The 13,739-nt window shown below is 71.2% G+C and carries 10 protein-coding genes; 5 read left to right on the forward strand and 5 right to left on the reverse strand.

From position 1 onward, the window contains the following. Positions 1–95 precede the first annotated feature (95 nt). Entirely contained in the window at positions 96–1,205 is a 1,110-nt protein-coding gene (locus HZS54_RS05480) for a DUF1616 domain-containing protein (protein WP_179920933.1), read from the forward strand. Between the two features lie 19 nt (positions 1,206–1,224). Here the strand turns inward: HZS54_RS05480 and HZS54_RS05485 are convergent, their stop codons facing one another. Then, entirely contained in the window at positions 1,225–2,118 is an 894-nt protein-coding gene (locus HZS54_RS05485) for a glycosyltransferase family 2 protein (protein WP_218927120.1), read from the reverse strand. Positions 2,119–2,340: 222 nt separating this feature from the next. On the opposite strand from HZS54_RS05485, the gene HZS54_RS05490 reads away from it, so the two are divergent. The 4 genes from HZS54_RS05490 (at position 2,341) to HZS54_RS05505 (ending at position 8,338) form a co-directional block, all read left to right on the forward strand. Continuing rightward, positions 2,341–4,140, forward strand: coding sequence for an ABC transporter ATP-binding protein (locus HZS54_RS05490; RefSeq protein WP_179920935.1), 1,800 nt, complete (start codon positions 2,341–2,343; stop codon positions 4,138–4,140). 111 nt (positions 4,141–4,251) lie between these two features. Next, complete coding sequence (locus HZS54_RS05495; RefSeq protein WP_179920936.1) at positions 4,252–5,532, forward strand: extracellular solute-binding protein; 1,281 nt, start codon at positions 4,252–4,254, stop codon at positions 5,530–5,532. Next, positions 5,533–7,191: an ABC transporter permease gene (locus tag HZS54_RS05500; protein ID WP_179920937.1), complete on the forward strand. Its 1,659-nt coding sequence runs from the start codon at positions 5,533–5,535 to the stop codon at positions 7,189–7,191. Between the two features lie 4 nt (positions 7,192–7,195). Then, entirely contained in the window at positions 7,196–8,338 is a 1,143-nt protein-coding gene (locus HZS54_RS05505; protein ID WP_179920938.1) for an ABC transporter ATP-binding protein, read from the forward strand. Positions 8,339–8,385: 47 nt separating this feature from the next. On the opposite strand, the gene HZS54_RS05510 is transcribed toward HZS54_RS05505, so the two are convergent. From HZS54_RS05510 to HZS54_RS05525, 4 genes are all read right to left on the reverse strand, one after another. Next, on the reverse strand, positions 8,386–10,278 hold the full coding sequence (locus HZS54_RS05510; RefSeq protein WP_179920939.1) for an asparagine synthase-related protein: 1,893 nt from the start codon (positions 10,276–10,278) through the stop codon (positions 8,386–8,388). Position 10,279: 1 nt separating this feature from the next. Then, entirely contained in the window at positions 10,280–11,659 is a 1,380-nt protein-coding gene (locus tag HZS54_RS05515; RefSeq protein ID WP_179920940.1) for a lysine N(6)-hydroxylase/L-ornithine N(5)-oxygenase family protein, read from the reverse strand. After that, complete coding sequence (locus tag HZS54_RS05520; protein ID WP_179920941.1) at positions 11,656–12,243, reverse strand: GNAT family N-acetyltransferase; 588 nt, start codon at positions 12,241–12,243, stop codon at positions 11,656–11,658. Before HZS54_RS05520 ends, HZS54_RS05515 begins: the two co-directional genes overlap by 4 nt. A gap of 215 nt (positions 12,244–12,458) precedes the next feature. After that, positions 12,459–13,559 carry a DUF4330 domain-containing protein gene (locus tag HZS54_RS05525; protein WP_179920942.1) on the reverse strand — a complete coding sequence of 367 codons (1,101 nt, stop codon included), beginning with the start codon at positions 13,557–13,559 and terminating at the stop codon, positions 12,459–12,461. Positions 13,560–13,739: the final 180 nt, after the last annotated feature.

Here is a 13,739-nt window from a genome sequence, read left to right on the forward strand (position 1 = left end):
TGGCGGTCCGGCCGTGGGGCGGTGTTCGGATCGACCGTTCGGGCGTTCCGGGGGAACGCAACCCATTTGACCCCGCGCCGACAGCCGGACACCTGATGACCCGGCGCTCGGTGCTCCCGGCGGTCCGGCGGTCGCCCGCGGATCTGGTGGCCGTCGTCGCGCTGACGCTGGCGACGGCCCTCGTCGCGCTGGTCCCGGGGTCGGACGGGACGCCGTTGCGGGTGCTCCTCGGCTTCCCGTTCGTCCTCCTGGCCCCGGGGTACGCGCTCGTCGCGGCGGCGTTCCCCGGCGGTCGGCGCGAGCGGGCGAGCGACGCCGAAGCGGGAACGACGAGCGACAGGTGGGATCGCGGCCTCGACGGCCCGGAGCGGCTCGCGTTCGCCGTCGGCGCCAGCGTCGCCCTCGTTCCGCTGGTCGGGCTCGCGCTGAGCGTCGCCGCGGTCGGACTCCGCACCGTCCCGGTCGTCCTCTCGCTGAGCGCGGTCGCGCTCGGGGCGACCGCGGCGGCGGCGCGACGGCGCTCGGCGGTCCCGGTCGACGAGCGACCGGTCGGATCGGTCGCCGACTGCGTCCGGGCGGCACGGGCTCGTCTCCCCGGTCGGAGCGGCCGGTCGGGCGGGGCGGGCGACTCCGGCGGCAGGTCCGCCGGGTCGGCCGACCCGGGCGCGCGGTCGGTCGCGGTGCTCGACGTGGTGCTCGTCGGCGCGCTCGTCCTGGCGGTGGCGGGTGGGGGCTACGCGGTCCTCGGGCCGACCGGAGGCGACTACACGGAACTGTCCCTCCTGACCGAGACCGAGTCGGGCGACCTCGTCGCGGACGACTACCCGCGGAACGCCACCGTGGGCGACGCCGAGCGGTTGACTCTCGGGGTCGGGAACCGCGAGGGGGAGCCGGTCGACTACACGGTCGTCGTCGAACTGCAGCGCGTCGAGACGGCCGACGCCGGCGCCCGGTCCGTCGCGAACGCCACGGCCACGCCGGACGCGGCGAGCGGCGTGACGGTCCTGGAGCGGGCGGAACTCCGGCGGTTCACCCCGCGGGTCGAGGCGGGCGAGACGTGGCGGCGACAGCACGCCGTGACGCCGACGCTGGCCGGCGAGCGCGTGCGGCTCGTCTACCTGCTGTACGCGGGCGAGGCGCCCGCCGACCCCTCGACGGCGAACGCCCACCGGGCCGTGTGGCTGTGGCTCTCCGTCTCGGCGTGACGGCTGGTCGCCCCGACGGTCACCGCGGGTCCGGCTCGTCGGCCGACGCGGTCGCGCGCTCGCGCAGGTGACCGGCCGCCATCGACCACTTCTGGAGACAGGCGATCAGGTACCAGCCAGCGGCCTCGGTGGGGTCGGCCGCCGCGTCGGCCAGCCGCGCCCGTAGCGCGAGGGGGTTCACCGGGAGGAACTGCCGGGGGGAAAGCGGGTGACGCACGTCGAAGCGGTCGCCGTGGTACGCCCGGAGCTCGGCGCGGCCGCGGCCGATCCGCGCGCTCTGGGAGAGCACGTCCCGGAGCGTCGACCGGGCGGGGTGGTACACCGTCACGTCGGGGGCGTAGTCGAGGTCGAACCCCGCCGCGTGGACGCGGCGGCCGAATTCCAGGTCGCCGTTCGACCGCAGTCGACTGTCGAAGCGGCCGACGGCGTCGAACACCCGCCGGCGGGTCACGAGACAGCAGGTCGGTGCGAACCGCTTCTCGCGGAGGTAGGTCTCCACGTCGAAGCCCGTCGCGCGCCGGTAGCGGGCGACCGCCCCGTCGCCGGCGACGAGTTCGACGCGACAGCCCACGTAATCGCGGTCGCGGTCCGTCATCAGCCGGGTTATCGACTCGACGTAGTCCGGGTCGACCCACATGTCGGCGTCGAGGAAGCCGATGACGTCGCCGTTGGCGGCCTCGATGCCGGCGTTGCGCGCGGCGTAGGAGCTCTGGATCTCGTCCTCGACGACGTGGCGGACCCGCTCGCCGTCGGCGAACTCGCGGGCGACCGCCGGCGTCCGATCGGTCGACCCGTTGTCCACGACGACGACCTCGTAGTCGGCGGCCGTCTGGTCGGTGAGCGACGCGAGCGTCTGTTCCAGGCCCTCCGGGTCGTTGTACACCGGGACGACGACGCTCGTCGCGGGGCTCACGCCCGCGTCGCCTCCCCGCCCCCGTGACGCGACCGAGACGGTCTCGACTGCATGGTCGCGACTTCGCGGGCGGGCGCCCATCAACGTCTCGATCCCGGCCGCTCGCTTCGGTCGGCCTAAACAACAACGTTCTGGCTATTTTCGCCCGGAAATCCAGAGATGAATGGATTTATACGCCCGACCGAAAAGCATCGTCGTACGAACGATCCCTCGATATCCACGATGACAGATCCCGACACACCGACCGCCACTCGAAGCGAGAAGCTCGACGCCCTGCGGGCCGTCCTCAGGTACGACCCGCGGCTCACGGGGCTGATCGTCGGCGTCGGCATGGTCGCGGCCGTGCTGGAGGGGGTGGGGCTGAGTTTCATCCTCCCGATCATCGAGCTGGTCCAGTCGGGCGGAGGGTCGCTGGAGGGCGGCACCGCCGGGCTGTTCGCGACCGCCTACCGGACGCTGAACGTGCCGCTGACGCTCGCGACGGCGGTGGTCGGCGTCGCGGTCGTGATGACCGTCCGCTTCGCGGCGAGTTTCCTCGTGGCGTGGCTCCGCGAGCGGCTCCGGATGGCCTACATCGAGCACCTCCAGACCGAGGCGTTCGCGAACGCCTTCCGGGCGGAGATCACGTACCTCGACGAGGAGGGCTCGGACGACGTGCTCAACGCGATCATCACCCAGACCTACCACGCGGGGCAGGTCATCCGGCGGCTCGTCCTGTTCATCGAGCAGTCGTTCCTGGGAGTCGTCTACGGGCTCATCGCCCTGTTCATCTCGCCGCGGCTCACCCTGCTGACCGCCGCCGTCCTCGGCGGCGTGACGCTGCTGTTGCGCGGATTCGTCGAGCCGGACGACAACCTCGGCGACCGCGTCGCCGACGCCAACGAGCGACGCCAGGCCGCCGCCCAGGCCGGCACCCAGGGGATGCGCGAGAGCCGGATCTTCGGCCTCACCGACGAGCTGTACGGCGACTTCGTCGACGCCGTCGACCAGTACACGAGCGCCCGCGTCGAGCTGCGGCGCAACCAGGCCGCGATCAACAACGTCTACCAGCTGACGGTGGCGGTGTCGGTGTTCGTGCTCATCTACGTCTCGCTGACCTACGTGGAGCTGACGCTGAGCTCGCTCGGCCTGTTCCTGTTCGCGATGTTCCGGCTCGGCCCCAAGGCCAGCCGGGCCAACGAGCTGTACTACCGGATCGGCCAGGACCTTCCCCACCTGGTTCGGACCCGGAACTTCACGCGGCGACTGGCCGAGAACGCCGAGCCCGAGCGCGCCCGCCGCGAGGTCCCCGACCGGGTCGAGTCGGTCGCGTTCGACGACGTGACCTTCTCCTACGACGGGGAGACGACCGTCCTCGACGGGATCGACCTCTCGATCGAGCGCGGGGAGTTCGTGGCCTTCGTCGGCCAGTCGGGCGCCGGCAAGTCGACCGTCGTCTCGCTGCTCGCGCGCATGCACGAACCGACCAGCGGCGAGATCCGCGCCGACGGCGTCCCCATCAGTGAGATGGACATCGCCGAGTGGCGCGACCGCGTCGCGGTCGTCGGCCAGGACCCCTACGTCTTCGACGACACCCTCCGGTACAACCTCACGATCGCCGACCGGGACGCCTCCCGCGAGGCGATCGACCGGGTCTGTGCGATCGCCCGCGTCGACGAGTTCCTCGACGACCTCCCGAACGGGCTGGACACCCGCGTCGGCGACGACGGCGTCCGGCTCTCGGGCGGGCAGAAACAGCGCCTCGCCATCGCCCGCGCGCTGCTGGACGACGCCGACGTGCTCTGTCTCGACGAGGCGACCAGCGACCTCGACGCGAACCTCGAACGGGAGGTCCAGCGCGGCATCGAGGCGATGGACCGGGAGTACATCACCGTCACCGTCGCCCACCGGCTCTCGACCGTCGAGAACGCCGACCGCATCTACACCCTGGACGACGGCCGGATCTCCGAGGTCGGCGGCCACGACGAGCTGCTGGCGCAGGAAGGGGAGTACGCCGACCTCTACGCCATGCAGCGCCGCTGAACGCGACTCGACGGGGCGGCGCACGCTCCGGGCGGTCGATCCCCGTCGCCGCCCCCCGTTCCGTCGTCGAACATAACAAGGTTTTAGGTCGGCCAAAAACCATCTCGATCCATGTACGAGGACCGGAGCGGCGAGGGCGAGGGTGGCCACCGGAGACCGGCGAGCGGCCGCCGGTCGGCGTCGGGTCGACGGAGATTTCTGAAGACGGTCGGTTCGACGGCGGGCCTGCTCGCGCTCGCGGGATGTGGGAACGACGGGAGCGGCGGGGACGGCACCGCCACGCCCGCGCCGGGCTCGACCGACGGTGGGACGGACACGCCGGCCGGGACGGTCCCGGAGCCGCGGACGTACGCGGCCGACGAACTCTACAACATCGACGAGTGGCGCGGCACCGGGCCACTGATCGAGGACCGGCCCGACGAGTACACGGGCATCTCGATGCTCGACCTGCCCGACCTGCGGGGCGAGCTGACGGTGTATCTCGGCGGCGGCGAGGGCGGCCTCTACGAGAACCTCATGTGGCGGATCCAGCAGACCTACCGCGACTTCACCGTCGACACCCGCAAGGCGTCCTCCTCGCAGCTCGCCAACACCATCATCGAGGAGGCGACCGCCGGCTCGAGCCCGGCGGACGTCTTCTGGGCGATCGACGCCGGCTCGATCGGCATCGTCGCGGAGAACGACGCGACCGTGGAGCTGCCCGACCGCGTCGTCCGGAGCATCCCGGACACGTTCCATCCGACCGACCAGTGGGTCGGGACCATGGGCCGCGCCCGGAGCGTCCCCTACAACACCGACGAGTTCTCGGCCGACGACATCCCGAACGACATCATGGCGTTTCCCGACGACGACCGCTTCGACGCGATGGGGTGGGCACCGACCTACGGCGCCTTCCAGTCGTTCGTCACCGCGATGCGGCTGCTCGAGGGCGAGGACACGACGCGCCAGTGGCTCGACGGGATGCAACAGCAGGGCATCGGCACGTACGACAACGAGCTGGTCGTCGCAAACCAGGTCGCCAGCGGCGAGCTCGGCGCCGGGTTCGGGAACCACTACTACTCGCGGCTCGTCCGCGAGGAGCGGCCCGACGCGCCGCTGGAACTCGCCTTCACGCAGGGCGACGCCGGCGCGCTCATCAACTGCTCGGGCACGGAGATCATCAAGGGCACGGACAACGAGGAGCTGGCCGCGGACTTCATCCACCACCTGCTCAGCATCGAGGCCCAGGAGTTCCTGGGGACGCGGGGCTACGAGTACCCGCTGTTGCCGAGCGTCCCGCCGGTCGGCGACCTCCCGCGCATCGACGAGCTGAACCCGCCGGACCTGAACCTGGCGGAGCTGTCGGACCTGGAACCGACGCTGCGGCTGCTCCGGGAGACCGGCGTGCTGTAGATGTCCGTCGTCGACCGCCTGGCCGAGCCGTTCGACCGCGAGGAGACCGAGGGGCGCCCGGTCGGGCTGGCGCTGCTGAGCGGCGCGGTCGCCGCGGCGGTGCTCTCGCCGCTGGCGTGGATCGCGCTGCGCGTCCTCCAGGTCGACACCGACTACGCGCTGTCGATCCTCGCCCGGCCGACGACGGTCGAGATCCTCCTGACGAGCCTCGGGCTCGTCGCCGCCGTCACCGGCGCGTCGATACTCCTGGGCGTCCCACTGGCCTTCCTGACGGTGCGGACCGACCTCCCGTTCCGCCGGTTCTGGACGGTCGCCGTCGCGCTCCCGCTGGTCGTCCCGAGCTACCTCGGCGCGTTCACGTTCATCATGGCGTTCGGCCCCGGCGGCGAACTCGCCGACGCGCTCGCGCCGCTCGGGATCGACTCGATCCCCTCGATCTACGGGTTCCCCGGGACGACGCTCGTGCTCACGCTGTACACCTACCCCTACGTGTTCATCACGACCCGGGCGTCGCTGCTATCGTTCGACCAGCAGCTCGTCGAGGCCGCACGCACCCTCGGGACCTCCCGGTGGGCGGCGTTCAAGCGGGTGACGCTCCCCCAGCTCCTGCCGGGGATCACCTCCGGTGCGCTGCTGGTCGCGCTGTACGCCCTCTCCGATTTCGGGACGCCGGCGCTGCTGCGGCTGGACGTGTTCACCCGGGTCATCATGGTCGAGTTCAACACGTTCGGCCGCGAGACCGCCGCCCTGCTGTCGCTGCAGCTGCTCGCGATCACGGCGGTCATCCTCGCCATCGAGTCGCGGGTCGGCGACTCGACGCAGGGCGCCTACGTCGGGGCGAGCCCGAACCAGGGGAGCGACACGACGGTCTCGCTGGGCGCCTGGAAGCTCCCGGCGCTTCTGTTCTGTTCCGTCGTCGTCGCCCTCTGTCTCGTCGTCCCGATCGGCGTCTTGCTGCTGTGGCTGGTCCGCAGTCCCGAGACGGCCGCGCGGATCGGCACCGAGTTCCAGTGGGGTTTCGCCCTCAACTCGACGAAGGTGTCGCTGGCGACGGCGCTGGTCTGCGCCGTCGCGGCGGTCCCGGTCGCCTACTACGCGGCGCGCTACCGCTCGCGGCTGGCCGAACTGTTCGACCGGGCGACCTACGTCGGCTACGCGACCCCGGGGATCGTCCTCGGGCTGGCGCTCGTGTTCTTCGGCGTCTGGTACCAGTCGGCCGCCGACGGGCTCTCGATGGACCTGTTCGGGGCCGAGTACGCCCCCCAGCTCTACCAGGCGCTGCCGCTGTTGATCTTCGCCTACGTCGTCCGCTTTCTCCCCCAGGCGGTCGGCGCGACCCGGTCGTCGGTGCGCCGCGTCGACCGGAGCCTCACCGAGGCCGCCCGCACGCTCGGGCGCACCCGGTCGGCCGCCTTCCGCCGGATCACGCTCCCGCTCATCGCGCCCGGCGTGATCGGCGGCGCCGCGCTCGTCTTCCTCACGACGATGAAGGAGCTGCCGGCGACGCTGTTGCTCCACCCGACGGGCTTCGAGACACTCGTCACGTATATCTGGGGGCTCCGCGAAAGTGGCAACTACGGAGCGGTCGCCGTCCCCGCCCTCGCGCTGATCGTCGTCTCCGGCCTCTCGATGGTCGTCATCCTCTCACAGGAGGAGTGAACTCATGTCACGTGATATCCACCGGAACCGGTCCGCCACGCCCGCGACGTCGACCGCCCCCGACGCGACCGACGGTCCGGTCGGCGAGCCCGTGCTCGAACTCGACGGGGTCGTCCGGTCGTACGCCTCCGAGACCGCGGTCGAGGACCTGTCGCTGACCGTCGGCGACGGCGAAGTACTCACGCTGCTGGGCCCCTCGGGCTGCGGCAAGACGACGACGCTGCGGCTGGTCGGCGGCCTCGAACACCCCGACGCCGGGGCCATCGCACTGCGCGACAGGCCCATCGCCGACGCCGACGACGGGACGTTCGTCCCGCCGGAACACCGCGGTATCGGGCTCGTCTTCCAGGACTTCGCGCTGTTTCCGCACATGACCGCCGCCGAGAACGTCGGCTTCGGCATCGAGGACTGGAACGAGGCCGACCGCCGCGAGCGCGTCGCCGAACTGCTCGAACTGGTCGACCTGGCCGACCACGGCGAGGACTACCCCGGCGAGCTCTCGGGTGGGCAGAAACAGCGCGTCGCGCTCGCGCGCTCGCTCGCGCCCGAACCGGACGTGTTGCTGCTGGACGAGCCGCTCAGCAACCTCGACGTGAGCCTCCGCGTCTCGATGCGCGAGGAGATCCGCCGGATCATCGACGAGACGGGCGTCACCGCCATCTGGGTCACCCACGACCAGGAGGAGGCGCTGTCGGTCGCCGACCGCGTCGGCATCATGAACGACGGCCGCCTCCGGCAGGTCGGCCGCCCCGAGCGGATCTTCGAGCGCCCCGCCTCGCGGTTCGTCGCCTCCTTCCTCGGCCGCACGGGCTTCCTCTCGGGCGAGCGCCAGGCCGATACGGTCGCGACCGACCTGGGCCGGATCGACGCCGACCGGATCGCCGACCTCGACGCCGTCCAGGGGGAGACGGTCGATATCCTCGTCCGCCCCGACGACCTGCGGGCGACGCCGACGACCGAAGCGGAGGCCCACGGCCGGATCACGAGCCGGCAGTATCAGGGCCCCTCGTTCGTCTACCGCGTCGAGACGGCCGGCGGCGACACGGTCCACTGCCTCCAGAACCACACCGAGGTGTTCGACGTGGGACAACCGGTTGCCGTCGACCTCGTCGCCGACCACCCGCTGCAGTGGTTCCCGCGGGACTGACGGGCCGCACACGCAGAAAAATTCTCGGGCGAGGACTCGCGCTTCGCTCAGGCGCGGACCGTCGGCTCGTCTTCCGTTTCCTCGTTATCCGTTTCGTCGTTATCCGTTCCCTCGCTATCATCGCCGAGCACCCGCCGCGTCAGCGGCATCTCGAGGACGCTGACGAGCCGGTAGAGCTGCTCGGCCACGTCGGTCTCGCCGGCGCGGTGTCGGCGGTACGTCTCGCGAGCGGCCTCGGCGTCGACCCCGGGTAGTTCGCGGAGCAGGTCCGCGTTGCGGTCGAGCGAGCGGCCGACGAAGTCGTCGGTCCTGACGACCTCGTTCTTGTCCTGCCAGGGGCCGTCGGTCCGGTAGTCGGCCCCGCCGAGTTTGTCGAGCTGGTTCACCACGCGGTTGCCGACCGCGTGGACGGCCTTGGGATACGTCAGCGGCACCCGCGTCCCGGCGTGGGGGATCGCGGCCAGCGAGCCGTCGAGGCGGTCGATCGCTCGGTGGAGCGGGTCCGATCGCAGTCGGTACCGCAGCGGCATCGAGCAGTGCAACTCGACCAGCCGGCGGTCGAGGAACGGGTTGCGCGTCGGCGCGATCTGCAGGGCGCTGTACAGGTCGAACCCGATCCCGTTCGTGATGGGGTACAGCGTCGAGCTGAGGCTGAGCTGTTCGACCGACTCGTAGGTGACGCCGTGGTAGTCGACCCGGCCGTCCCGCGACGCGATGTTGTCGGCGAGGATCTCCCCCAGCGGCGTCGAATCGATGAAGGCCGGCCGGCGCGTCGGGCCGGCGTCCGCCTGGCCGTCGACGAACGCGTCGGTCGTCGACGGCAGTCGCTCGAAGGGGAGCCAGAACCGGACGCCTGCCGGGAGGTCCAGCGTGGCCTGGGCGACGCTCCAGGAGCCGAAGAGGTCGTCGCTGTACAGCCCCGTCAGCAGCGTGTCGGCCTCGCCGCGGATCTCGTCGGCGAACCCGAGCGCGTGGCCCGTGTGGAACGGGCCGACGAACTCCTGGATCGGGCCGGCCCGGTCGAGCAGTTCGGCGTGATACGTCGGCCCGCGGTCCAGCCGGTGGAAGTCGGCGCCGGCGGCGTCGGCCGACCGCTCTGCGACCCGCGACTCCCGGGTGTCGCCGTCGCCCAGGTGGAAGGCCGCGAGCGGCTCGTCGGCGGCGGCCAGCACCGCCCGGGAGTCGCTGCCGCCGCTCAGCAGGAGGCCGTGCTCGCGGTCGTCGCTCGTCCGGTCGGCGACCGCCCGCTCGAAGCGCTCGGCGAGTTCCCGGACGAAGTACGACAGCGGCTCGTCGACCGGTCGGTGGCGCGGCTCCCAGTAGGTCCGCCGCTCCGTGTCGCCGGTGTCGATGTCGTAGGTCAGCGTCGTCGCCGGCGGTAGCTGCTCGACCCCCTCGATGGGCGTCTCCGTGCCGAGCGTCCGCCGGCTGTAGACGTACTCGGCGAGGGCCCGCTCGTCGAAGCGCGGCTCGAACCCGGGGACGACCGGGACGGTCTGGACGTTCGTCGAGACGGCGATGCTGTCGCCGGCGACCGCGTAGTACAGCGGCCGCGCGCCGAGTCGGTCGAGGAACAGCGACACCGTCCCCGCGGCCGGCTCGTACACCAGGCCCGCGAACTCCCCGTCGAGCCGCTCGACGAAGCCGAGTCCGTGTTTCGCGTACTCGCGCGCGCACGTGCGGGCGGACTCGTTCGGATCGACAGTCGTCCGGTCGCCGCCGTCGTCGGTGACGCTGTACACCTCGCCCCACACCCACACGAGCGCGCCGTCGGCCGTCTCGGCCGGCTGGTCGGTCGCCGTCCCCGCGTGGAACGCCGACCGGACCGCTACGTCGCGCTCGCGATAGCGGTCGGTGACCTCGTCGTCGACCGTCGGCGGCACCGTCGCCACCTCGCAGCTACCGGCGCCGGCGCCGAACGCCCCGGAGAGGCCGACCATCTCAGTCGTCTCCGCGGAGCCGCGGTCGCGACTCCGGGATGCGCCGCGCCCCGCGCTCGGCGACGAAGTCGTCGACTGCGAACGTCTGGAAGGTGTCGGCCCGCGAGGCGTCGTACACGTCCTCGCCGGCGAGCTGGTTGACGATCGTCGCGTTGCGGTACGGCCCGAGTCCCAGGTCGGGAGCGTTGATCCCGTGGGTGTGCAGCTCCGCGTTCTGGACGAATATCTCGCCGGGCAGGTCCGTCTCCAGCCGGAAGTCCTTCGTGATCGCCAGGCGGCCCTGGCCGTCGCGGCGGATGCGGTCCTCCAGCGGCGCGAGGAAGGGGGGTTCGGTCCGGGCGTAGCCGGTCGCCAGGACGACCACCTCGCTCTCGTGGAGGAACCGCTCCTCCTCCTGCCAGTGGTCGCAGATCAGCTGGTAGTAGTCCGTCCCCGACCGGTCGGTTCCGACGTCGACGGTGCCGATGTCCGTCACTTCGGTCGCGGCGAGCATGCCCACGTCCGGGTCGCCGTCGCCGACCGACCGCTCGTACAGCGCGTCGTAGATCCTCGCGCTGGTCGTCTCGTCGATCCCCTTGTACAGCAGGTCCTGGCCGTCGAGCAGCTCGTCTTTCCGCTCCTGGTCGAGGTCGTAGAAGTACTCCGTGTAGTCGGGCGTGTATACCATGTGGCCGAGCTTGGCGTCGGCCATCTGGAAGAAGCCGCGCGAGCGGGTGATCCAGTCGAGACTGAACTCGTTCTCTCGCTGGCGCTCGAGGAGGTCGCGGAACACCTCCGCGGCGCTCTGGCCGGAGCCGACGATCGTGACGGAGTCGGCGTCGAGACAGCGCTCGCGGTTGTGGAGGTACGACGCCGAGTGGAACACGTCCCGGCCGAGCGAGTCCTCGAACTGCTCGGGGACGTGGCGCTGGGTACCGATCCCCATCACCACGTCCTCGGCGGCGTAGCGCTCGCGCTCGCCGGTCGTCGGGTCGACGGCCTCGACGACGAACAGGTCGTCCTCGACCCTGACGTCGGTGACGCGGCTGTCGAATTCGAGCGACGGGAGCCGGTCGGCCACCCACCGGCAGTACTCGTTGTACTCGCGGCGCGGGATGAAAAACTCCTCGTAGAAGTAGAACTCGTACAGGCGGTCCTCGGCCTGCAGGTAGTTGAGGTAGCTGTGGGGGTTCGACGGGTCCGCCATCGTGACGAGATCCGCGAGGAACGGCACCTCCATCGTGGTCTCCTCGACGAGCATCCCCTCGTGCCAGTTGAACTCCGGCTCCTGTTCGAGAAAGCGGACGTCCAGGTCCGCGTCGGCCCCGTCGAGCAGCGCCGCCAGGCCGAGGTTGAACGGCCCGACGCCGATCCCGATAACGTCGTGGACGCGGTCGGTCACGCGGACCCCTCCTCGAAGGTCTCGCGGTCGCAGACCATGAGCTGGCCCGTCTTGTCGGGGAGGTCGACTTCGCGGACGCGCTCGAAGCCGCTCTTCTCGAAGACGCGGATCGCCCGCTCGTTCCGGGCGTCCGGCTCGGTGACGATCCGGTCGGTCTCGGGGTGGCGGAACTGGAAGGCGACCATCGCCCGGACCAGCGGCGCGCCGTACCCCTCGCCGAGGTACTCCTCGGGCCCGACGAGCAGGTGGATCCCCTGGTCGGCCGGGTCCGCGTCGTAGTAGTCGCCGATACGGTCCTCGGCGGCCCAGTAGGACTCCCAGTAGCTCATCGGCACGTGGTCGAGATAGCCGATATACAGCGTCTGGGCGTCGTCGCTCGCCCGCTGTTCGATCGTCTCCCGAACCTGCGGGAGCGGGTCGTCCTGGGTCCAGTACGGCAGGACGTGCTCGCTGTTGAGCCAGGTGTGGAGCCGACCGAGGTCCCGCTCGATGTCCACCTCGCGGAAGCCGATCGTCTTCCCGACGGCGTCGTCGTTCGTGACGTAGCTGTAGCCCGAACCGACGACCTCTCGCGGTCCGGTCATACCCGGACCAGCCCCGTTCCGACGCTTCTCGGACCCGCCGGAGCCGCACGTTCGATTAGCAGTCTCATTCGCGTTGCCCTCGTTGGATGGAATAATTTTAGGCGACCCTCAAAACGCTTCCGATTTTTAGGGTGGCCGAAAAGAGGGTGTCCGGCCGCGGTCGCGGGCCGGAGCGGCCATCGCGTCGGTGATCGCGCGTCGGGCGGCCGCCGGCGTCACGCGTCCACGTCGATCACGGTCCCGTCGGCGGCGACGGTCCGGAAGTCCAGCAGCAGGTTCGAGCCCTCCCGGACCGGTCGGGTGCGAAAGCGGAGGCCGTCGTCGGTCCGCCGCACGCGCAGGTCGACGGTGAGGTACACGTCCTCGTTCCGCGGGTGCTCGCGCTCGTAGATGTTGCCGTCCTCGCTGGTGAGGACGACCGGCGCCGGTTCCGTCCGCACGTCGGTGATCGCCGCGAGGGTCGTCCCGTCGCGCCGTTCGACCATCCCTGCTTCGAGGCCGTCGGCGATGTCCGGCCTGACATCGTCCACCCGGACGACCGCGGTCGCGGTCGCCGGCTCGCCCGGCAGCGAGGCGTTGCCCCACCGCGTCACCGACCCCGACAGCGCGTAGCGTTCGGTGCGGAACGGGACGGTCTGGCCCACGAGGACCCGCCTGTCGCCGAAGTAGGTGGCCCCGCCGTAGCGGACCGTCCGCAGCGAGAGCCCGAGCAGGGCGGTCCGGTTGCCCGCCCCGACGGAGGCGATCGTGGTGTCGGTGACCGTCGCGACCGTCCGGTCGTCGATCCGGTAGCCGTCGCCGCGGTCGACCAGGTCGGCCGTCGCCGGCGGGACGCTCGCCTCGACGAGGACGGGGAGCCGGCCCGTCTCCAGCGTCGCGTTCGACCCTCCGAGCTCGACGACCTCGCCCTCGGCGTCGTAGGCGGCCGTCTCCAGCGCCAGCTCGTCGCCCCGGCGCAGGGGCTCGCCCCCGAACTCGAAGACGGGGGCCTCCGCCGCCGGGTCGTCGACGAGCGTCCCGTTGACCCGCACGCGGACCACGACCGACGCCGCCTCGCCGTCGCCGGGCCCGACGTAGGCGTCGGTGACCGCCAGCGCGCCGCCGGAGCCGTTCCCCTCGGCGATGCGGGCGGCCGTCGACAGCGGCTGCTGGCCCAGGTCGACCGTCGCGTAGCGCGCGGCCGGGTCGCCGCCCTCGGGGAACGGGTCGACGAACAGGACGCCCGCGCCGACGGCGCCGACGAGGACGACCACGACCAGCGCGTCGTAGACGTTGACCCGACCGAACAGGCGCCCGGAGTCGTCGATGACCGTCACGACGGAGCGCTCCCGGGACCCGGCTGCGGTGGCGTCGTTCCCATCGTTCGATTCAGCCTGCCCGCACCTCGTCGGTCGACGGTAAAAGGCTTTCACATATTGTTTGGCTGGCCTAAAAACGTGCGTTCGAACGCTTTGCGTGCAGATCTGTCGGGGTCCGTGCCGCCCACGGAACGGATC

The organism is Halosimplex pelagicum (assembly GCF_013415905.1).
Taxonomy (GTDB): domain Archaea; phylum Halobacteriota; class Halobacteria; order Halobacteriales; family Haloarculaceae; genus Halosimplex; species Halosimplex pelagicum.